This is a genomic window from Acidovorax sp. SUPP3434 (assembly GCF_030159015.1).
Lineage (GTDB): Bacteria > Pseudomonadota > Gammaproteobacteria > Burkholderiales > Burkholderiaceae_C > Paracidovorax.
Window position 1 is genome coordinate 774,305 of record NZ_BQXL01000001.1, and the last position, 19,663, is coordinate 793,967.

The following is a 19,663-nucleotide window of genomic DNA, read 5'->3' on the forward strand; positions in this document are numbered from 1 at the left end:
CCGCTGGCGCGGGAGCGGCCGGCCGGGGCCGCGCGGTGCTACAACGCCAAGGATGCACATTCTCAAGATCACGACGAAACGGTGGGCGGCGCTCGCCTGGGGTGGCGGCGCGGCCTGCGCCCTGCTGTTCAGCGCGGGGGCCCACGCCCAGGCGGGCGCACCCTGCCGGCCCGAGGGCACGGTGGCCGAGACCAATGCCTGCGCGGTGCAAACCTACCAGCAGGCGGACACGGCCATTGCGATTCTCTACAGCGACGTGATGCGCGCGCTGTCGGCCCACGAGCGGCCACAGCTGCGGCAAGAGCAAACCGCCTGGCAGCGCCAGCGCACCATGATGTGCAAGCAGGGCACCCAGTCCACCGAGGGCCTGCCCGAGTGGCCGCGCCTGTACCACGCCTGCCTGACCGCCGAGACCGAGGCGCGCCGCCAGGGGTTGATGCGCTGGCTGACGCTGGACCATCCCTCCGCCAAGCCGTGACGCATCCGCCACCGTCCACCCCGCCCCGCCCGCAACGAGACAAAGCAGAACAACGAACGACCGCCAGCGAGACCCGACCCATGGACTTTGAACTGACCGAAGAACAGCGCGCCTTCGCCGAGACGGCGCGCGACTTCGCGCGCGCCGAACTGGCGCCGCACGCGGCCCGCTGGGACGCCGAGGGCACCTTCCCGCGCGAGGCGATCGCCGCGGCCGGCGCCCTGGGCTTTTGCGGCCTGTATGCCCCCGAGAACGCGGGCGGCCTCGCCCTGCCCCGGCTCGACGCCACCCTGGTGTTCGAGGAAATGGCGGCGGTGGACCCGTCCACCACCGCCTTCATCACCATCCACAACATGGCCACCTGGATGCTCGGCACCTGGGCGACCGACGCCGTGCGCAACCGCTGGGGTCCCCTGCTGGCCAGCGGCGAGAAGCTCGCCTCGTACTGCCTGACCGAACCCGGCGCGGGTTCGGACGCGGCCTCGCTCAAGACCCGGGCGGAGTTGGCGGGCACCGAATACGTCATCAACGGCGCCAAGGCGTTCATCAGCGGCGCGGGCAGCACCGACGTGCTGGTGCTGATGGCCCGCACCGGCGACGCCGCATCGGGCGCGGCGGGCATCAGCGCCTTCGCGGTGCCGGCCGATGCACCGGGCATCCAGTACGGCAAGAAGGAAGAAAAGATGGGCTGGAACAGCCAGCCCACCCGCACCATCAGCTTCGACAACGTGCGCATTCCGGCCGACCACCTGCTGGGGCGCGAGGGCGAGGGCTTCAAGATCGCCATGAAGGGCCTCGACGGCGGGCGCATCAACATCGCCACCTGCTCGGTGGGCGCGGCGCAGGGCGCGCTGGCCCAGGCGCAGCAGTACATGCACGACCGCAAGCAGTTCGGCAAGCCGATTGCGAGCTTCCAGGCGCTGCAGTTCAAGCTGGCCGACATGGCGACCGAACTGGTGGCCGCGCGCCAGATGGTGCGGCTGGCGGCCTCCAAGCTGGATGCGGGGGCGCGCGATGCCAGCACCTACTGCGCCATGGCCAAGCGCTTCGCGACCGACGCGGGCTTCAACGTGTGCAACGAGGCGCTGCAGCTGCACGGCGGCTACGGCTACATCCGCGAGTACCCGCTGGAGCGCCTGATGCGCGACGCGCGCGTGCACCAGATCCTGGAGGGCACGAACGAGATCATGCGGGTCATCATCGCCCGCCGCATGCTGGAGGGCGACGCGCCCGATGCCATCCGCTGACCGCATTCACTATCAATTCCATAGCAGAACGCCCTAGTACTTATTGCGCCAGGGGCCTGTTTCATTCAAAACCAAAGGAGACACTTCCATGAAGATCGCATTCATCGGCCTGGGCAACATGGGAGGCCCCATGGCGCTGAACCTGCACAAGGCGGGGCATGAGGTCAGCGCGTTCGACCTGTCCCCGCCCGCGCGCGACAGGCTGGCCGAAGGCGGCGTGGCCATTGCGGCCGATGCGGCGGCCGCCGTGCAGGGCGTCGAGGTGCTCATCAGCATGCTGCCCGCCAGCCAGCACGTGGAATCGCTGTACCTGGGCAACGGGCAGCAGCCCGGCCTGCTGCCCCTGCTGGCCGCCGGCACGCTGGTGATCGACTGCTCCACCATCGCCGCCGCCACCTCGCGCAAGGTGGCCGAGGCCGCCCAGGCGCGCGGCCTGGCGTTCATCGACGCGCCCGTCTCGGGCGGCACCGGCGGTGCCGTGGCCGGCACGCTGACTTTCATGGTGGGGGGCGATGCGGCCGATCTGGAGCGCGCCCGCCCCATCCTGGAAAAGATGGGCACCAACCTGTTCCATGCCGGCGCCGTGGGCGCGGGGCAGACGGCCAAGATCTGCAACAACATGCTGCTGGGCATCCTGATGGCGGGCACCAGCGAGGCCATCGCCCTGGGCGTGGCCAACGGGCTGGACCCGAAGGTGCTGTCCGAGATCATGCGCCGCAGCTCGGGGGGCAACTGGGCCCTGGAAAAGTACAACCCCTACCCCGGCGTGATGGAAACCTCCCCCGCCAGCAAGGGCTACGCGGGCGGCTTCGGCACCGACCTGATGCTCAAGGACCTGGGCCTGGCGCAGGAGAACGCCATGGCCGTGAAGGCCGCCACGCCGCTGGGCGGGCTGGCGCGCAGCCTGTATGCCGCGCACAGCCTTGCGGGACAGGGGGCGCTGGATTTCTCCAGCATCATCCAGGCGGTGCAAAAGAAGGGCTGACCCGGGCGGCGGGGCAGCGACCAGCCCCGGGGGCCTGCCCTCAGCTGCCCTCAACTGCGGGGCCGCAGCACCATGCGGTCGCGCCCGATCTCCACGTCGAAGTGCTGCAGGAAATTCTGGCCCAGCAGCGCGTCCTCGTCGTCGTCGCCCGTGTACCCCGTGCCCACGCGCAGGCCGGACACTGCCAGCGAGCGCACGGTGACCGAATCGGCCACCACCACGCGGCCCTGGCGCGTGCCATTGGCCGTGCGGAACTGCGTCACTTCCCCGCCCGTGAGGCGGGCCTTGCTCGCGAGCCCATCGGTCACGCCCACCAGGCTGGCGCCGGTGTCCACCATGAACATGACGGGCTGGCCGTTCACCGTGCCGGCCACGCGAAAGTGCCCGTCGCGGTGCCGGGGGATCACCAGGGCACCCTGTGCCGTCACGCTGGCGCCGCGCGGCTTGAGGTAGTGGTCCATGGCCACGTAAAGCACGCCCATCAATGCGAGCCAGAAGGCCAGGATGCCCCACATGCCCCGTCGGGCGAGCGCGCGCGTGCGGCGCTCGCCGGGCATGTGTGCGTCTTCCACGTCGCCACCGCTCCGCGAGCCCAGGCGCTGGCGGTCTTCGCCATCCGATGCCATTCGTTGTCCTTCCGGAAATGTGCTTGGGGCGAGTATGGCCCAGGCACTGCACGGTGCCGCGCCGCGCCAGGCGCATCGCCGCCGTTGTCCTACGCCTTGCGGGCCCGCATGCGGTCATCCTCGGGCCTTCGCCCGCGGCGCCGCCAGGGCACCGCGCGAACGCGGTTGCAGCCACCGATCCACCCTTGGCGCCAGGGCCGCGCAACGCATCACACGACACCCGTCCCTGCCGCTTCCTGCACCATTCCTTTCGTCGATCCCGACGCACCCTTCCCAGGAGAATTCCATGGCCCCTCTTCCTTCCAATCCATTGCGCACCGCATTTCAATGCCGCGGCGCCCTCGCTGCCAGCACCGCCGCGGTAGCGGCCGCTCTGTTCCTGGCGGGCTGCGCCGGCAACGCCTCGGACAATTCCCGCTCCGCCGTCGCCAAGACCCCTGTGCCGGGCCTGGAACGCGCCACCGCCACTGCACGCCTGGTCACGCCCGAAGGCGCACCGGCCGGCAATGCCGTCCTGACCGAAACCGCCGCTGGCGTGGAGGTGGCCATCCAGGTGCAGGGCCTGTCGCCGGGCAAGCACGGCTTTCACATCCATGCCAATGGCGCCTGCTCGCCCGGACCGGACGCCACCACCGGCCAGACCATCGCGTTCGGCGGTGCCGGCGGCCACTTCGATCCCGGCATGGCCAAGAAGCACGGCCATCCCGGCCAGCCCTCGCACGAGGCCCATGCGGGCGAACTGCCCAACATCACCGTGGGCGACGACGGCCGGGGCAGCGTGCGTTTCGTGAACGCCAACGTCTCGCTCACGCCGGGCAAGACCTCGGTGGTGGGCCGCTCGCTGGTCGTGCATGAAAAGGAAGACGACTACACCACCAATCCCGCCGGCAACTCCGGCGGCCGGCTGCTGTGCGGCCTGATCCAGCCGGCACCGGCCAGCACCGTGGTGGGCGACAAGGCCGCCGCCCCCTCCCTGCTGGTCCGTTGATGCGCCGCGCGCGGCGCGCGGTGCCTCAGGCCGCTTTGTGGTGCTGCGCGCTGGCATCTGCCGGGTTCGCACGGGCCCAAAACCCTCCTCCGCAGGACCCACCGGCGGCCACGCTCCCGGCGGTGCAGGTGCCGGGCCAGGCCGAGGCGCAGCGCCGCTTCGATGCCGCGGCCAGCCACACCAGCGTGGCGGTCGATGCGTTCTCCACCCCCAGTCCGCTGGTGAACCTGTCCGAGCTGCTCGCGGCCCAGGCGGGCGTGGTGGCGCTGGACCGGCAGAACTACGCGCAGGACCTGCAAATCGCGGTGCGCGGCTTCGGCGCACGCTCCACCTTCGGCGTGCGCGGGGTGCGCATCCTGGTGGACGGCATTCCGGCCACCATGCCGGACGGCCAGGGCCAGGCGGCCACCGCACAACTGCAGTCGGCCTCGCAAGTGGAGGTGCTGCGCGGGCCGCTGGCCCAGCTCTACGGCAACGCAGCGGGCGGCGTGCTGCAGGTCACCACGCGGGAGCCGCGCGAAGGTGGTGGCGCTGGCGCGTCGGTGGCGGCGGGCTCGTTCGGGCAGCGGCTGGTGGATGCCTCGCTCGACTTCGGCGACCGCACGCTCGGCGGGCTGGTGGATGTGTCGTACTTCGAGACCGACGGCTCGCGCGACCACAGCGCGGCGCGGCGCACGCACCTCAACGGCAAGCTGGTCGCGCGGCCCGATGCCGACACCCGGATCACCGCGTTGCTCAATCTCTACGACCAGCCCCTCGCGCAGGACCCGCTGGGCCTGACCCGGGCGCAGTTCGAGGCCGATCCTCGCCAGGCACCGGCCGTGGCGACGGACTTCGGCACGCGCAAATCCGTGGCGCAAAACCAGTTCGGCGTGGTGCTGGAGCGGCAACTGGGCGCGGCCGACAGCGTTCGGGTGCGCGCCTATGGCGGCACGCGCACGCTCACGCAATTCCTGTCGTTCAGCGGCGCCGCGGCCAGCAGCGCAGGCGGCGTCGTGGACCTGGACCGCGACTACTACGGTCTGGGCATGGCCTGGACTCACACCGTGCGCCGCGCCTCCGGCCTGCCCCTGACCTGGACGCTGGGGCTAGACGCCGACCGCCTGTCCGAGCACCGGCAGGGCCGGGTCAACAACAACGGCACGCCCGGCGCGCTGCGGCGCGACGAGCAGGACCGCGCGGGCAACACCGATTGGTTTGCCCAGGTGGACGCCTGGCTCACACCCACCTGGCGCGCCGTGGCCGGGGTGCGCGCCAGCCGCGTGCGCGCGAGCGTCAACGACCGCTTCATCACCGCCGCCAACCCTGACGACAGCGGCCAGCGCACTTGGCGCCAGACCAGTCCCGTGCTGGGCCTGGTATGGAGTGCCACCGACCAGCTCAACCTGTACGCCAACATCGGCCGCGGCTTCGAGACGCCCACCCTGGCCGAGATGGCCTACAGCACAGGCAACACCGGCCCCAACTACGGCCTGAACGCTTCGCGCAGCCGGCAGATGGAGGTCGGCGCCAAGTGGCAGGGCGCGGTGCACCGCATCGACGCGGCCTGGTTCGACGCGCAAAGCCGCGGCGAGATTGTGCCGGCGGCCACCGTGAACGGCCGCACCGTGTACCAGAACGCCGACCGGGTGCGCCGGCGCGGGCTGGAGCTGGCCTGGAGCGCCCAGGCTGGCGCCTTCAAGCCGCGCGTTGCCTACACCTACCTTGATGCGTTCTTCGACAGCCCCTACGCTGTGGCGGGCGGCGCCACCGTGCCCTCGGGCAACCGGCTGCCGGGCGCGGCGCGCCAGACCGTGCAACTGGCCCTGGACCATGCCCTTTCGCCCGCATGGCAATGGGGTGCGACGCTGGACGTGTCCGGGAAGGTGTATGCCAACGACGTGAACACCGAGGCCGCCGCAGGCTTTGCCGTGGCCGGGCTGCGGGCGGGCTACGCCTTTCGCACCGGGGACACGCGCTGGCAGGCCTGGGCGCGGCTCGATAACCTGTTCGACCGCCGCTACGCGGGCTCGCTCATCGTGAACGACGGCAACGCGCGCTTCTTCGAGCCCGCGGCGGGACGGCGCATCATGGTGGGGCTGCGCGCGCAGTTCCTGTAGCCGCCCTGTCCGTGGCCCGGGGGCGCGGGGACCCGGGTCGGCTCAGCCGCCCTCGCACACCAGGCGCTGCTCGCCCAGGCCCGTGGCCCCCAGCCGCATCACGTCGCCCGGCCGCAGAAAGCGCGGTGCGGGCTTCTTGCCCAGCCCCACGCCGGCCGGCGTGCCGGTGAGCACGATGTCGCCCGGCTCCAGCGTCATGAACTGGCTGATGTACGACAGCACCCGGGGCACCCCGAAGATGAAGTTGCGCGTGTTCCCGTCCTGCATGCGCTCGCCGTTCACCTCCAGCCACAGGCCGATGGCGTGCGGGTCGGGCACCTCGTCGGCCGTCACCAGCCACGGGCCGATGGGCGCGAAGGTGTCATAGGCCTTGCCTTTGTCCCACTGCCCGCCGCGCTCCATCTGGTAGCTTCGTTCGGACACGTCGTTGGCGAGCACTTAGCCCGCCACATGCTGCAGCGCCGCGTCTTCGGCCACATGCTGCGCGCGCGTGCCGATCACGATGCCCAGCTCCACCTCCCAGTCGGCCTTCAGCGCGCCGGGCGGGATGCGCACCGGGTCCGTGGGCCCGCTCAGCGCGGTGGTGGCTTTCATGAACAGCACGGGCTCGGCCGGCGCGGCCAGGCCCGCTTCGGCCGCATGGTCGGCGTAGTTGAGCCCCACGCACACGATCTTGCCCACGCCCGCCACCGGGCAGCCCAGGCGCTCCGATTCGGGCACCACGGGCAGGCGCGACAGGTCCAGCGCCGCGAGGGCGGCCAGGGTGCGGGGCGACAGCTGGGCGGGGCCGATGTCGGGCAGCAGCATGGACAGGTCCCTGACAATGCCTTGCGCATCGACGAGCCCGGCACGCTCTGCGCCCGGCTGGCCATATCGGATCAGTTTCAAAGTGTCTCCTACCGGTGGAAGTTTCCAGACGCGAAAGCGGGCGACGGGAGCCCGTCCGAAGCATCACGACCAGTAGTCGATCCCGTCCAGGCTGCGGGCGAACGCCTGCAGGTCAGGCACCTGCGGATACTCCACGTAGTAGAGGTACTCGTAGGCCACTGCCTGTTGCGCGAGATCGGCCCAGCGGCCGCGCTGCGTCGTATCGTAAAGCGTCTGGAGCTTCCCGAGGTCGAAGGCCTCCTTGCCGCTCGATGCGGCCTGCGCCTTGGCGTCCTGCAGCCGCGCCGTCCGCTGCTGCTGCGCGCGTTCCCTGAGCTGCCGATGAAAAGCCAGGGCGGCTTCGCCTTTGAGTTGGGTCATCTTCGATCCTGTCCAGTCAGCGTGCAGTGGATTCCGAGCGCCTGGGACCACGACAGGCCGGCATATTTCTGCAAGGCTTCGCGAGCGGTCTCGGCGATGGCGGCGGGCATGGCGTGCGTCAGCTGCCTGATCGTCCCGTCGTCGATCACCTGTTCGCCGATGTCGCTGGCGGACAATTCGGAGAGCGCCACGATCTCGGCGTATTGGTCCGCGTCGTGGATGGTCAGCTCCCCGTTCGCAACGGTCGCGACAGGCGCCTTCTCTCCCGTCGCCGACGTGCCCATCAGGTGGTAGGTGCCGATCTGCGGCTTCGCCAGGAACTGTTCGATGACGTCCAGGCGATTGCCGCGAATGGCGCAGTGGCCGGCGACGACGGCGGCATAGGGCGGACGCGGATCGTCCCCGTCGGGATGCCTTTGCAGGACACCGAGCAGCGAACGCTCCAGCGGCATGTCGATGTCGTACATCTCGACCTGGCGGCCGGTTTCCTCGGACAGCGCGATGCAGCGGGCGACTTCGTGCGCACCGCCCAGCCGTTTATCGACCAGCATGCTGGCCGGCTTTCCGCTCGCCGTCTTCCCTGTGGCGATCTGGCGCTCCAGCCGGTCGGCGAGCACGCACGACTCCGCGTGCACGTTGGCCGGGGTCAGCCGGGGCTGGCCGGGCACCTTCCTGAGCCGCGACTTGAACGCGTCCGGATTGATGCTGCCCCCGCCGCTTTCCTCCAGGGCCTCGGCGAGGGCCGGCACGGCCGATCGGGCCAGCCGGGTCTTTCCGGCGGCCGTGTTGCCGCGCAAGGCGAACAGCGTCGGACTGTAGCCCAACCGTTCCACACATTCCGCGAAGACAGTGGCCTTGCGAAGGGAGTCGTCGATGAGCGCATCGTGCAGCTTGCGGCGCTCGGGATGCCAGTGGGCCGGATCAGCCAGGTAGGCCCATCGCCCGGGCCCGACGGGCGGCAGCGTGCCGACGGCGAACATCTCCACGGAGACGTTGGCGTGCGTGCCATTGAAGGCCGCGGAATGGGTGGTTCGCCGCGCAGGCAGGCTCCGCAGCGCCGGGATTGCCGAACGGACAGGAGAAAGACTCTCCCGGCCTGCGCCACGGGGGGCGGCCTTCAATGCAGGGGAGGCGCCCTGCCGTATCGATGGGGAGTCTGCCGGCAGCGAAGGGCCCGATGGCGGTCTGGTGGGAGGTTGGCGCGGCACGCGCGCCCGAGCGGCAAGGCGATAAATCATTGGGGCGGCAAGTTAGCGGCTGCCACTCGGCGGCGCCATGCCACACGCGAAGACGGGGCAGGTTCTGCGAAACCCTGCCCTGCCCGCCGGCGCGGTGCCTGGGTGCCCCACCGAGCCTCGCCCATCGCCAGGGCGGGCATCCGCCACGCGCCGTAATATCGGCCCGAACCACCGACCGCTCGCGGCCCCCTTCCGCCCCGAATCCGCCATGCCCCGCTCACCCACGCCCCCTGCCCCCGCCACGCTGCCCCCTGCAGCGGCCGACCGGCCCCGCCCGGCCCATCTGGCCGACCTGTTCTGGTCGTTCACCCTCCTGGCGCTGCAGGGCTTCGGCGGCGTACTGGCTGTCGTGCAGCGCGAACTGGTGGACCGCAAGGGATGGCTCACCAACGAGGAGTTCCTCGAAGACTGGGCCGTGGCGCAGATCCTGCCGGGGCCGAACGTGGTCAACCTCGCCGTGGTAGTCGGCGACCGCTATTTCGGACTGCGTGGCGCCCTGGTGGCACTGGCGGGCATGCTGCTGTTTCCCTTGCTGCTGGTGCTGGCGCTGGCCGTGGTCTATGCGCAGTTTTCCGGGCATGCCGCGGTGAGTGGCGCCTTGCGCGGCATGGGGGCGGTGGCGGCCGGCCTGGTCGGCGGCGTGGCGCTGCGGATGGCGGGGGCCTTGCGCACGCACCCGCTGGGCCCGGTGGCCGGGTGGGCCTTCGTGGCCGCGACCTTCGGCACCATGGCGCTGCTGCGCTGGCCGCTGGCCTGGGTGCTGCCCGTGGTGGGCGGCGCGGCATGCGCTGTGACCTGGCGGAGGATCGCCCCATGACGCCGGCCGCCACCCTCGTCCTGCAGCCGGTGGACTGGCTGAACCTGTTCCTCTACTACGCCTCGATCTCGCTGCTGGCAGTGGGAGGCGCCATTGCCGCCGCGCCCGACATGCACCGGTTCCTGGTGGAGCGGCAGGGCTGGATCACCGACCTGCAGTTCAACGCCTCGGTCGCCATCGCCCAGGCCGCACCGGGGCCCAACGTGCTCTTCGTCGGCCTGCTGGGCTGGAACGTGGGCCTGAACGCCGGCGGGCCGGGCGCGGCGGGCTGGGCCGCGGCCACGCTGGGCATGGCGCTGAGCCTGGTGGGCATCATGATGCCCAGCACGGTGCTGACCTGGCTGGCCACGCGCTGGGGCCACCGCAACAGGCACCGGCGCAGCGTGCGCGCCTTCAAGCAGGGACTGGCGCCCGTGGTGATCGGCCTGCTGCTGGCCACCGCCTGGCTGCTGGGCAGCGTGCACCATGGCGCCGGCACCGACCTGCGCCTGTGGCTGCTGAGCGGCGCGTGCGCGCTGGTGGTGTGGCGCACGCGCCTTCACCTTCTGTGGCTGCTGGCGGCGGGTGCGGTGCTGGGGGCGCTGGGCGTGGTGTGACCGGGCGCGCCCGTTGGGTGAAAGGCCTGTCTTGAACCCACGGGGCGTGAAGATTCAGCGGTCGTCTTACCGCGCCGGGTGGCGTGTGCCGTAACAATGGCTTTGGCACCTTCGCCATCGGCGTTGGTCGGGCCTCCCCGGGCCTGCTGCCGCACCCCGTGTTCTTCGTGGCCCGATCCGCATCGGGCCTGTCTTTTCCGCAATCCAAGGAGTCCCCCATGCAATTTCGCCCCCTCGGCCGTTCGGGCCTGCAGGTTTCGCCACTGTGCTTCGGCGGCAACGTGTTCGGCTGGACGGTGGACGAGCCCACCACGTTCTCGCTGCTCGATGCCTGGGTGGACGCAGGCTTTAATTTTATCGACACCGCCGACGTGTACTCGCGCTGGGCGCCGGGGCACATGGGCGGCGAGTCCGAGGCCATGATCGGCCAGTGGCTCAAGCGCAGCGGCAAGCGCGACCGCATCGTGCTGGCCACCAAAGTGGGCAAGGACATGGGCCATGGCAAGGTGGGCCTGGGCGGCGACTACATCCGCCGCGCGGTGGACGACTCGCTGCGGCGCCTGCACACCGATGTGATCGACCTCTACCAGTCGCACGACGACGATGCCAGCACCCCGCTGGAGGAAACCCTGGGCACCTATGCCGACCTGATCCGCGAGGGCAAGGTGCGCGCCATCGGTGCCTCCAACCATTCCGCGCAGCGCCTGGCCGAGGCCCTGGACACCAGCGAGCGCCTGGGCGTGCCGCGCTACGAAAGCCTGCAGCCGCTGTACAACCTGTACGACCGCGACGTGTTCGAGAAAGAGCTGCGCCCCCTGTGCCTGGAAAAGGGCGTGGGCGTGATCAACTTCTACGCGCTGGCCGCCGGCTTCCTGACCGGCAAGTACCGCAGCGCAGCGGATGTGGACAAGAGCCCGCGCGGCGCCAAGGTGGTGCAGACCTACCTGAACGACCGGGGCCTGCGCATCCTGGCCGAACTCGACCAGGTGGCCGAGCGCTATGAGGTCACCCCCGGCCAGGTGGCGATCGCGTGGCAGATGGCGCAGCCCGGCATCACCGCGCCCATCGCCAGTGCATCGTCGCTGGAGCAACTGCAGGAACTGGTGCAGGCCGCCAGTCTGAAGCTGGATGCCGATGCACTCGAATCGCTGAGCCAAGCCAGCGCCGAAGCGGCCTGAGGGGCCCCGGAGGCCATCAGGCGGTTTCGCCGACCGCCTCCTGGGCGGCAGGCGCTCCGCCGCCGCCCTGCCCGCCTTCTTCCGCCAAGGCCTGCAATCCCTGCCGATGCGCCACCAGCGCCTGCACGGTCGTGCACAGCAGACCGTGCGCCTGGGCGAACCGGGCCACGTCCGCACCGCGGGCCATGCTGCCGTCCGGATTCATCAGCTCGCACAGCACCCCGGCGGGTGCGCGGCCGGCCAGGCGCGCCAGGTCCACGGCCGACTCGGTGTGGCCGGTGCGCTCCAGCACCCCGCCCGGGCGTGCCACCAGCGGAAAGACATGGCCGGGGCTGACGATCTGCGGGGCCCCGCCCGGCGCCGGTACCTGCAGGGCGCAGCGGATGGTCTGCACCCGGTCGGCCGCCGACACGCCCGTGCTCACGCCATGGGCCGCCTCGATGGACTGGGTGAAGGCGGTGGCGAACGAGGACCGGTTGACCTCCACCATCGGCCGCAGGCCCAAGGCGCCCGCATGACCGGGCGTGAGGCACAGGCAGACGATGCCGCTGCCCTCGCGGATCATCAGGGCCATGGTGGCCTCGGTCAGGTTGTCGGCCGCGCAGATGAGGTCGGCCTCGTTCTCGCGGTCGGCATCGTCCATGACGAGCACGGGACGGCCCGCGGCAATGGCGGCGATGACCTCGGGCATGGGCGCCAGCTGCACGCCGTGATCGACGGCCACGGCCACAGGCGTGGAAGGGGAAGAGGAAGAAAAAACGGAAACGGCGGTGTTCATGAAACGCTCCTGGAAGGTGAGGAAACGCCTCAAGGCATGCAAGAAGCACCGGCGCACGCCCGAATGGCAGGCGCGCGCAGGCACCAGGGCGCGCATGGCTGCGCGCCCCATCTTCTTTCATCCGGACTGTGACCGTCGGCCCCAGACTGAACGGGCCAGGAACCGTGTTCCTTGGAGCCGCGTCGCACTGGGTCTGCTGACCTCCGCCCATCCCGAAGGACGCATGCGGAGCGCTCGCGGGCTCGCGGCGCGGGGAAACCTCCCGCACCGCCTACCGCCGGTGGGGAATTCCACCCCGCCCTGAAGACCGGGCGATTATCGCGGCGCTGCCGCCGGTGGCGTGTCGCCTGCGGGGCGATCCCGGCCCAGCAGCAGGGGCAAGACTTCGGCCGACGGGCCGCGCAGCACCGCATGGGCCGTGCTGTCGAGTTCGCTCGGCGCCGGGTTGACGATGAGCACGCGCGCCCCGATGCGCCGGGCCATGTGGGCGAGGCCGGCCGCTGGATACACGGCGCCGGCCGTGCCCACGACCAGCATCAGGTCGCAGGCGCTGACCGCCTCCTCCGCCTGACCGAGGATGTCGATCGGCAACGACTCGCCGAACCACACCACGGCCGGGCGCACGAGATTGCCGCAGGTGGCGCAGCGCGGCGGGGCGCCGGCCTCGGCGTGGGCCATGTCGCAGCAGCCGCGCGGATCGTCCAGCCAGCGGTTGCCGCGCAGCTCGCCATGCAGGCACAGCACGCCCTCGCTGCCGGCCATCTGGTGCAGGCCATCCACGTTCTGCGTGACCAGCGTGAGGCGGCCGGGATGGCGCCGGGCAAAGTCCGCCAGCGCCCGGTGGCCCGCATTGGGCTGCACGCCCTGCAGCAGCGCGCGGCGGTGCTCGTACCACGCCCAGACACCCGCGGGATCGGCGCGAAAGCCGGGCTCGCTGGCCATGTCTTCGGGGCGCACCTGCGCCCACAGCCCGGTCTGCGCATCGCGGAATGTGGGCACGCCGGACTCGGCGCTCACGCCCGCGCCGGTCAGCACCACGATGCGCTGCGCGGCGTCGACCCAGGCGATGGCGGTGTTCAGGTCGCCCGAGCCGCTCCACGCGACGTCGGGGGCTGGCACACGCGGCATGGCGAAAAGACCGGGTTCAGACGGTGCGCTGGCGCAGGGCCTCGTACAGGCACACGCCGCTGGCCACCGACACGTTCAGGCTCTCCACCGCACCTTTCATGGGGATGGAAACCAGCTCGTCGCAGGTCTTGCGCGTGAGCTGGCGCATGCCGTCGCCCTCCGCGCCCAGCACCAGGGCCACGGGGCCTTTCAGGTCCACTTGGTAGATGGTCTTGGGCGCATCGTCGCTGGTACCGATGCACCAGATGTTGCGTTCCTTGAGCTCGTTCAGGGTGCGCGCGAGGTTGGTCACCATGAAGTACGGCACCGTCTCTGCGGCACCGCTGGCCACCTTGGCCACCGTGGCGTTCAGGCCCACCGCATGGTCCTTGGGCGCGATCACGGCCTGCGCGCCGGCGCCGTCGGCCACCCGCAGGCAGGCGCCCAGGTTGTGCGGATCGGTCACGCCGTCCAGCACCAGCAACAGGGGCTGGGCGACGCCGGAGGCTTCCAGGTCTTCGAGCAGCTCGTCGAGCGAGGTGGCCAGGGCCACCGGCTCCACCCGCGCCGCCACACCCTGGTGGCCCTGGCTGCCTGCCAGCTTGGCGATGCGCGCGCTGTCGGCTTCGATGAGGCGCGCGCCGGCGGCGTTGGCGCGGTCGAGGAACTGGCGCATGCGGGCATCGCGCCGCGTGGCCTCGTAGTAGATCTCGATGATGGATTGCGGCGCGGTCTTCAGGCGCACGCCGACGGCGTGGAAGCCGAAGAGGACTTTGGGGCTGGACATGCGGGGATTATCCGCGCCACGGACCGAGCGACCGACTGCTATTTATTTGATAGCAATCAAGGCATGCAATATCCCGGCACAAGGCACAAACGGCCCAAAGCCCTCACGAAAGCCTCAGGCCTCGGACACGCGCCCCGCGTCGATGGTGATGCGCCGCTCGCACTGCGCGGCGATGCCCCGGTCGTGCGTGACGAGCACGAGCGTGGTGCCCTGCTCGCGGTTCAACTCGAACATCAGCCGCATGATGGTCTCGCCCGTGGCGAAGTCCAGGCTGCCGGTGGGCTCGTCGGCCAGCAGCACGGCCGGCTCGACCACGAAGGCCCGCGCCAGCGCCACGCGCTGCTGCTCGCCGCCCGACAGCACCTTGGGGTAGTGCGACAGGCGCTGGCCCAGCCCCACGCGCCCCAGCATGTCGGCCGCGAGCTTGCGCGCGTCGCGGCGGTCGGCCAGCTCCAGGGGCAGCATGACGTTCTCCAGCGCGGTCAGGTTGCCCATGAGCTGGAAGCTCTGGAACACGAAGCCCACTTTCTGCGCGCGCAGTGCGGCGCGGGCATCTTCGTCGATGGCGAACAGGTCCTGCCCATCCAGGCGCACGGTGCCGCGGGTGGGCGTATCGAGCCCCGCGATGATCGACAGCAGCGTGCTCTTGCCCGAGCCCGAGGCGCCCACGATGGCCGCGGTTTCCCTCGCAGCCAGCCGGAAATCGATATCCCGCAGAATGTCGAGGGTGCCGGTCGAGTCCGTCACCGACTTGTGCACGTGCTCCACGGCGATGATGGGGTGGGTGGGCAAGGAAGGAGTTTCCGACATGAAAGGTGCTTTGCTGTGAATCGAGATCTGTTGTACCGGCGTCACTTTATCGCGGCCCTGGCGGCCGGCGCGGCCGCAGGGCTTTGTGCCCCTGCTGCGCTGGCCGCTGCGGCGGCAAAGCCGGTCATCCTGGTGGTGGGCGATTCGCTGAGCGCCGAGTACGGACTGGCCCGCGGCACGGGCTGGGTGGCGCTGCTGGAAAAGAAGCTGGCCGAAGAGAAGATCGACGCCGCGGTCGTGAACGCCAGCGTGAGCGGCGACACCACCTCGGGGGGCCGCTCCCGCCTGCCGGCCCTGCTGACCCAGCACCGGCCCAGCCATGTCGTGATCGAGCTGGGCGGCAACGACGCCCTGCGCGGGCTGCCGCTGCAGAACACGGCCGACAACCTGAAGGCCATGGCCCAGGCGGCCAAACAGTCGGGTGCCAAGGTCCTCATCGTGAGGATGCAGGTGCCGCCCAACTACGGCACCGATTACGCGAAACGTTTTGCCGGCACCTTCGCCAGCGTGGCCAAGGACACCCAGTCGGCGCTGGTGCCCTTCCTGCTCAAGGGCGTGGCCGATGCGGCCGACCCGACCGCCATGTTCCAGCCCGACCGCATCCACCCCAAGGCCGAGGCCCACCCAGCCATGCTGGCCAACGTGTGGCCCGAGCTGCGCAAGCTGCTGCGCTGACGGGCGGCGCCCTGGCGGGCCCGGTCGCCGGGCGGAGCGCCTGGACCTGGGCCGGCGGTGCGGCGGCTGCGGACCGTTAAGGGATCAGGCCGCAGGCGCGTTGCCGTCGGCGGGCGGTGCGCTCTGCTGGCCGTCATCCTGCGCGGGGCCTTCCCGCGGGTCGTCCTTGCGGTGGGACTTGGCTTGCGCCTTCTCTTCCTTTTTCTTCTTCTTGGCGAGCTCGCGCTGGCGCTTTTCGTATCCGTAGTTGGGTGTTGCCAAGGTAGTACCTTCCTGAATTGAAGCGGTCAATGTAACAGCATGCCCTCAAGGCCCCGGGTCTCCCGGTGGCTGCGCCGCACCGGGCGCAGCCACCGGACTCCTCAGGGCGTCAGGGTGCGGGAAAGGCATGCGCCAGGGCCTGCGCCAGGTCGCGGCGGAGATCGGCTTCGGCCTCCAGGCCGATCGAAAAACGGACCACGGTGCCAGGCACGAGCTGCGGCGTCGGGCGGCTGCGCATGGTCGCCAGCTCGTATGGCACGACCAGGCTCATCGGTCCGCCCCAGCTGTAGCCCAGCTTGAAATATTGCAGCCGGTCGCAGAAAGCGTCCACCTGCGCCTGGGAGTACCGGGGGTCGATCACCACGCTGAACAGGCCCGCCGCGGCGCCCTCCCCGCCATCGGCCGCGCACAGCGCACGCCATTGGTCGTGTCCGGGCGATCCCGCCAGCGCGGGGTGCAGCACCTGGGCCACCGCGGGCTGCTCCGCCATCCAGCGCGCCAGCGCGCGCGCCGCCACGTCGTGGGCGCGGTAGCGCAGGCCGATGCTGGGCAGCGAGCGCAGCACGGATTCGACGTCGTTTGCGCCCACGCCCAGCCCCAGGCGCATGTGGCACAGCTTCATGCGCAGGTGCAGGGCCTGGTCGCGGGTGACGATGCTGCCCATGAGCACGTCGCCGCCGCCGCTGGGGTATTTGGTGAGCGCATGCACCGACACATCCACGCCCCACTGGCCGTCGCCCCGCAGGTCGAAGGGCGCGAACGCCAGACCCGCGCCCCAGGTGTTGTCCAGGGCGCAGACCACGCCGCGCTCGCGGCAGATGCGCACCTGCTCGACCAGGTCGGGGAACTCCAGGGTCACCGAGCCCGGCGCCTCCAGCCACACCAGGCGCGTCGCAGGCGTGATCCGGGCAGCGAGGTCGGCAAGGTCCATCGGGTCGTACAGCACGTGGCGGATGCCGTAGTGGGCCAGCTCCACCTCGGCCAGCGCCTTGTTCGGGCCATAGGCGTTGTCGGGAATGAGCACCTCGTCGCCGGCGCGCAGCAGCGCCAGCGAGACATTGGCGATGGCGGCGAGGCCGCTGGGCACCAGCAGGCACTGCTTGCCGCCCTCCAGTTCGCACAGGCGCTCTTCCAGCTGGTAGCTGGTGGGGGTGCCGTGCAGGCCGTAGGTGTAGCTGGTCTTGTCCTTCCACTCGCGGGCGCGCATGGCCGCCACATTGGGGAAGATGACCGTGGAGGCCTTGTAGACCGCAGGCTGCGGCGCGGCGAAGCCTGCAGGGGGCACGTAGTCGTGGTGGACGATGCGGGTGGCGAGGTCGGCGGGTGAAGTCATGGGCGCCATGGTAGCGCCCGGCGCACCCGTCGAGGGTGGGCCGGGCGGCGCACGGTCAATGGCCCTGGCACCCGTGCCGGGTTGGCAGAAGCCGGGCCGGAGATCAGCCGGCGCTGGAGATGGTGAGTTGGTTGACCACCGAGTTCACGCCCTGCACGTTCTGGGCGATGTTCGTGGCGCGCTCGCTGGCCTGCTTGGATTTGACCGGACCGTTCAGTGTCACGATGCCGTTGCGGGTGTCCACGTCGATCTTGACGGCGCTCAGTTCCGCGTCCTGGGCCAGGCCGGCGGACACCTTGGCCGTGATGCCGGCATCGTCCATCACCGCGGCGGCGCGCTCGGCCGCCTGGCGGGTCGCATCGCCGGCTTCGTTGGCAGCGGCTTCCATCTTGCGCTGGGCGTCCGAGGCCACCTGGCCGCTCTTGGCGACGGCGGAGTCGATCTGCTGGCCCACCGTGCGGTCATCGGCCTTGTCGCAGGCGGCCAGTCCGAAAGCCAGCAGCGTGGCGGAAAGGATGCTCACCATCCGGTGGGAAGGGCTGTGGGGCGTGCGGGTTGCGTTCATGGGAGGCCTCCTTGCAGGAAATGGGGGAATCTGGTGGGCACTTTAGGTTTGCGGCGCCCTGCACCCGGTGGGAAGGCGCCGAAGCTCGCGTAGGACAAGGCAGTCGAGATGCCGCTGGCGCCCGCCCGCCGCCGCGCGACAATCGCGGGATGCGCCTGCAGTCCCTTTCCCGATGGTTCCCTTTCCTGGCCTGGCCCCGTCCGGACCGCCACCTGATGCGGGGGGAGTTCTGGGCCGGGATGACGGTCGGCCTCATGCTGGTGCCCCAGGGGGTGGCCTACGCAGCGCTGGCGGGCATGCCGGTCATCACCGGCATCTACGCGTCGCTGGTGCCGGCGCTGATCGCGGTGCTGTGGAGTTCCTCCACCCGCCTGGGCGTGGGGCCCACCGCGCTGACCAGCCTGTTGATCGGCGCGTCGCTCACCGGCCTGGCGGAACCCGGCAGCGCGCACTGGGTGGCGCTGGCCGCATGGATGGCGCTGCTGTCGGGCCTGCTGCAGATGCTGCTGGGGGTGGCACGGTTCGGCTGGCTGCTCAATTTGGTCACCTCGCCCGTGCTCAACGGCTTCACCCAGGCGGCGGCCCTGCTCATCCTGGCCTCCCAGTTGCCGGACCTGCTGGGGCTGCGCACCACCTGGAATGCGCTGGCCGTGTCGCCGTCGCTGCACCATTTCGACCTGACGGCGGCGGCATTCGGCCTGGGCAGCCTGGGGCTGCTGGTGGCCGCGCGGCGCTGGCGCGCCACGTTTCCGGCGGCCATCGTGATCGTCGGGCTGGCGGCCTTGGTCAGCTGGGCGATCGGCTACGCCGACCACGACGGCGCCGTGGTCGGCCACCTGCCCGCCGGGCTGCCCCAGCCCTACTGGCCCGGCTGGCTGTCGTGGGACGAGTTCGGCGCGCTGGTGCTGCCGGTGCTGGTGGTCACGCTGGTGAGCTTCCTGGAGACCGCCTCCAGCGCCAAGGTCGAGCACCAGCAGGGCGGCACCCGCTGGAACGAGAACCAGGACCTGATTGCGCACGGCCTGGCCAAGATGAGTTCGGGACTGTGCGGCAGCTTCGCCACAAGCGCCTCGTTCTCGCGCTCGGCGATCAACCTCTACGCGGGCGCCAAGAGCGGCTGGGCCACCCTTTTCGCCCTGGCGCTGGTGCTGGCGGTGCTGCTGTGGCTCACCCCGGCGCTGTACCACGTGCCCCATTCGGTGCTGGCAGCGGTGGTGGTGACGGCGGTGACCAGCCTCATCAAGCCCGGCACGCTGCTGCGGCTGTGGCGGGTGTCGCGGGTGGAGACGGTCATCGGCGGCGTCACCTTCGCGCTGACCCTGGCGACGGCGCCGCGCATGTACTGGGGCGTGCTGGTCGGCCTGGTGCTGAACCTGGGCCACTTTCTCTACCAGCGCCTGCACCCGCGCATCATCGAGGTGGCCCCCCACCCGGACGGCAGCCTGCGCGACCGCCACCTTTGGCTTTTGCCCCCCATCGCGCCGGGGCTTTTCGCCCTGCGGATGGATGCCGAGCTGGACTTCGCGTCCGCCGCGGCCCTGGAACGCCGCATCGCCGAGCACTGGGCCGCCCACCCGGAGATTCGGCACCTGTGCCTTTTTGCGCAACCCATCAACCGCATCGACGTGACCGGCGTGGAAACCTTCGCCCGCCTGCGCACGCTGGCCGCCTCCCGCGGGGGGCAACTGCACGTGAGCGGCATCAAGCTGCCAGTGGAACAGGTGCTTCGCCGCGCCGGGCTTCTGGAAGCGGGACCGGGTCTTGCGCTCTACCGCACCGATGCGCAGGCACTGGCGGTGTTGCAACAATTAACGGAATGAGCCAGGATCGCAGGGGTCAGAAGCCAA

At 70.6% G+C, this 19,663-nt stretch carries 20 protein-coding genes, 1 pseudogene and 1 riboswitch; of the genes and pseudogenes, 10 read left to right on the forward strand and 11 right to left on the reverse strand.

Annotation, left to right across the window (positions count from 1 at the left end; translation table 11 throughout):
• The first annotated feature begins 52 nt into the window (after positions 1 to 52).
• The 3 genes from AVKW3434_RS03415 (at position 53) to mmsB (ending at position 2,710) form a co-directional block, all read left to right on the forward strand.
• Positions 53 to 478: a lysozyme inhibitor LprI family protein gene (locus AVKW3434_RS03415; protein WP_284404400.1), complete on the forward strand. Its 426-nt coding sequence runs from the start codon at positions 53 to 55 to the stop codon at positions 476 to 478.
• Between the two features lie 80 nt (positions 479 to 558).
• Complete coding sequence (locus AVKW3434_RS03420) at positions 559 to 1,725, forward strand: acyl-CoA dehydrogenase family protein (RefSeq protein WP_284404402.1); 1,167 nt, start codon at positions 559 to 561, stop codon at positions 1,723 to 1,725.
• A gap of 88 nt (positions 1,726 to 1,813) precedes the next feature.
• The gene (gene mmsB, locus AVKW3434_RS03425; RefSeq protein WP_284404405.1) at positions 1,814 to 2,710 is read left to right on the forward strand and encodes a 3-hydroxyisobutyrate dehydrogenase; all 897 of its coding nucleotides are present in this window, start codon (positions 1,814 to 1,816) and stop codon (positions 2,708 to 2,710) included.
• A 50-nt stretch (positions 2,711 to 2,760) separates the two neighbouring features.
• On the opposite strand, the gene AVKW3434_RS03430 is transcribed toward mmsB, so the two are convergent.
• Positions 2,761 to 3,336, reverse strand: a complete 576-nt coding sequence (locus AVKW3434_RS03430) for a retropepsin-like aspartic protease family protein (protein WP_502869023.1) — start codon at positions 3,334 to 3,336, stop codon at positions 2,761 to 2,763.
• Positions 3,337 to 3,622: 286 nt separating this feature from the next.
• On the opposite strand from AVKW3434_RS03430, the gene AVKW3434_RS03435 reads away from it, so the two are divergent.
• Positions 3,623 to 4,324: a superoxide dismutase family protein gene (locus AVKW3434_RS03435; RefSeq protein ID WP_284404407.1), complete on the forward strand. Its 702-nt coding sequence runs from the start codon at positions 3,623 to 3,625 to the stop codon at positions 4,322 to 4,324.
• Positions 4,324 to 6,423 (forward strand): TonB-dependent receptor family protein, encoded by a 2,100-nt coding sequence (locus tag AVKW3434_RS03440; protein WP_502869024.1) that lies wholly within the window; start codon positions 4,324 to 4,326, stop codon positions 6,421 to 6,423. The genes AVKW3434_RS03435 and AVKW3434_RS03440 overlap by 1 nt, the downstream gene beginning before the upstream one ends.
• Before the next feature lie 42 nt (positions 6,424 to 6,465).
• Here the strand turns inward: AVKW3434_RS03440 and AVKW3434_RS03445 are convergent.
• The 3 genes and pseudogenes from AVKW3434_RS03445 to xopAJ form a co-directional block, all read right to left on the reverse strand.
• A pseudogene (locus tag AVKW3434_RS03445) lies at positions 6,466 to 7,311 on the reverse strand (fumarylacetoacetate hydrolase family protein).
• Positions 7,312 to 7,374: 63 nt separating this feature from the next.
• Positions 7,375 to 7,671, reverse strand: coding sequence for a hypothetical protein (locus AVKW3434_RS03450; protein WP_284404411.1), 297 nt, complete (start codon positions 7,669 to 7,671; stop codon positions 7,375 to 7,377).
• Positions 7,668 to 8,651 (reverse strand): XopAJ/AvrRxo1 family type III secretion system effector zeta toxin, encoded by a 984-nt coding sequence (xopAJ, locus tag AVKW3434_RS03455; RefSeq protein WP_284404619.1) that lies wholly within the window; start codon positions 8,649 to 8,651, stop codon positions 7,668 to 7,670. The genes AVKW3434_RS03450 and xopAJ overlap by 4 nt, the downstream gene beginning before the upstream one ends.
• Before the next feature lie 466 nt (positions 8,652 to 9,117).
• On the opposite strand from xopAJ, the gene AVKW3434_RS03460 reads away from it, so the two are divergent.
• From AVKW3434_RS03460 to AVKW3434_RS03470, 3 genes are all read left to right on the forward strand, one after another.
• Positions 9,118 to 9,726, forward strand: a complete 609-nt coding sequence (locus AVKW3434_RS03460) for a chromate transporter (protein WP_284404413.1) — start codon at positions 9,118 to 9,120, stop codon at positions 9,724 to 9,726.
• Entirely contained in the window at positions 9,723 to 10,322 is a 600-nt protein-coding gene (locus AVKW3434_RS03465) for a chromate transporter (RefSeq protein WP_284404415.1), read from the forward strand. The genes AVKW3434_RS03460 and AVKW3434_RS03465 overlap by 4 nt, the downstream gene beginning before the upstream one ends.
• 218 nt (positions 10,323 to 10,540) lie before the next feature.
• Positions 10,541 to 11,500: an aldo/keto reductase gene (locus AVKW3434_RS03470; protein ID WP_284404417.1), complete on the forward strand. Its 960-nt coding sequence runs from the start codon at positions 10,541 to 10,543 to the stop codon at positions 11,498 to 11,500.
• Positions 11,501 to 11,516: 16 nt separating this feature from the next.
• On the opposite strand, the gene ribB is transcribed toward AVKW3434_RS03470, so the two are convergent.
• The 4 genes from ribB to AVKW3434_RS03490 all read right to left on the reverse strand — a co-directional run bounded on the left by ribB (position 11,517) and on the right by AVKW3434_RS03490 (position 14,982).
• Positions 11,517 to 12,191 carry a 3,4-dihydroxy-2-butanone-4-phosphate synthase gene (gene ribB, locus AVKW3434_RS03475; RefSeq protein WP_284404621.1) on the reverse strand — a complete coding sequence of 225 codons (675 nt, stop codon included), beginning with the start codon at positions 12,189 to 12,191 and terminating at the stop codon, positions 11,517 to 11,519.
• Positions 12,192 to 12,383: 192 nt separating this feature from the next.
• Positions 12,384 to 12,590, reverse strand: a riboswitch (FMN riboswitch).
• A gap of 3 nt (positions 12,591 to 12,593) precedes the next feature.
• Positions 12,594 to 13,406, reverse strand: coding sequence for an SIR2 family NAD-dependent protein deacylase (locus AVKW3434_RS03480; protein ID WP_284404420.1), 813 nt, complete (start codon positions 13,404 to 13,406; stop codon positions 12,594 to 12,596).
• A 16-nt stretch (positions 13,407 to 13,422) separates the two neighbouring features.
• A complete protein-coding gene (gene rlmB / locus AVKW3434_RS03485; protein WP_272552603.1) occupies positions 13,423 to 14,172 on the reverse strand; it encodes a 23S rRNA (guanosine(2251)-2'-O)-methyltransferase RlmB in 750 nt (249 codons plus the stop codon).
• Positions 14,173 to 14,286: 114 nt separating this feature from the next.
• Complete coding sequence (locus AVKW3434_RS03490; protein WP_272569367.1) at positions 14,287 to 14,982, reverse strand: ABC transporter ATP-binding protein; 696 nt, start codon at positions 14,980 to 14,982, stop codon at positions 14,287 to 14,289.
• A 15-nt stretch (positions 14,983 to 14,997) separates the two neighbouring features.
• Between AVKW3434_RS03490 and AVKW3434_RS03495 the strand changes: the two genes are divergently transcribed.
• Entirely contained in the window at positions 14,998 to 15,657 is a 660-nt protein-coding gene (locus AVKW3434_RS03495) for an arylesterase (RefSeq protein ID WP_284404423.1), read from the forward strand.
• An 84-nt stretch (positions 15,658 to 15,741) separates the two neighbouring features.
• Here the strand turns inward: AVKW3434_RS03495 and AVKW3434_RS03500 are convergent, their stop codons facing one another.
• From AVKW3434_RS03500 to AVKW3434_RS03510, 3 genes are all read right to left on the reverse strand, one after another.
• Entirely contained in the window at positions 15,742 to 15,918 is a 177-nt protein-coding gene (locus tag AVKW3434_RS03500; RefSeq protein WP_284399897.1) for a hypothetical protein, read from the reverse strand.
• Between the two features lie 109 nt (positions 15,919 to 16,027).
• On the reverse strand, positions 16,028 to 17,251 hold the full coding sequence (locus AVKW3434_RS03505; protein ID WP_284404425.1) for a PLP-dependent transferase: 1,224 nt from the start codon (positions 17,249 to 17,251) through the stop codon (positions 16,028 to 16,030).
• A 103-nt stretch (positions 17,252 to 17,354) separates the two neighbouring features.
• Positions 17,355 to 17,816, reverse strand: a complete 462-nt coding sequence (locus AVKW3434_RS03510; protein ID WP_272569363.1) for a BON domain-containing protein — start codon at positions 17,814 to 17,816, stop codon at positions 17,355 to 17,357.
• A 149-nt stretch (positions 17,817 to 17,965) separates the two neighbouring features.
• On the opposite strand from AVKW3434_RS03510, the gene AVKW3434_RS03515 reads away from it, so the two are divergent.
• Positions 17,966 to 19,636 (forward strand): SulP family inorganic anion transporter, encoded by a 1,671-nt coding sequence (locus AVKW3434_RS03515; RefSeq protein ID WP_284399906.1) that lies wholly within the window; start codon positions 17,966 to 17,968, stop codon positions 19,634 to 19,636.
• Positions 19,637 to 19,663 lie beyond the last annotated feature (27 nt).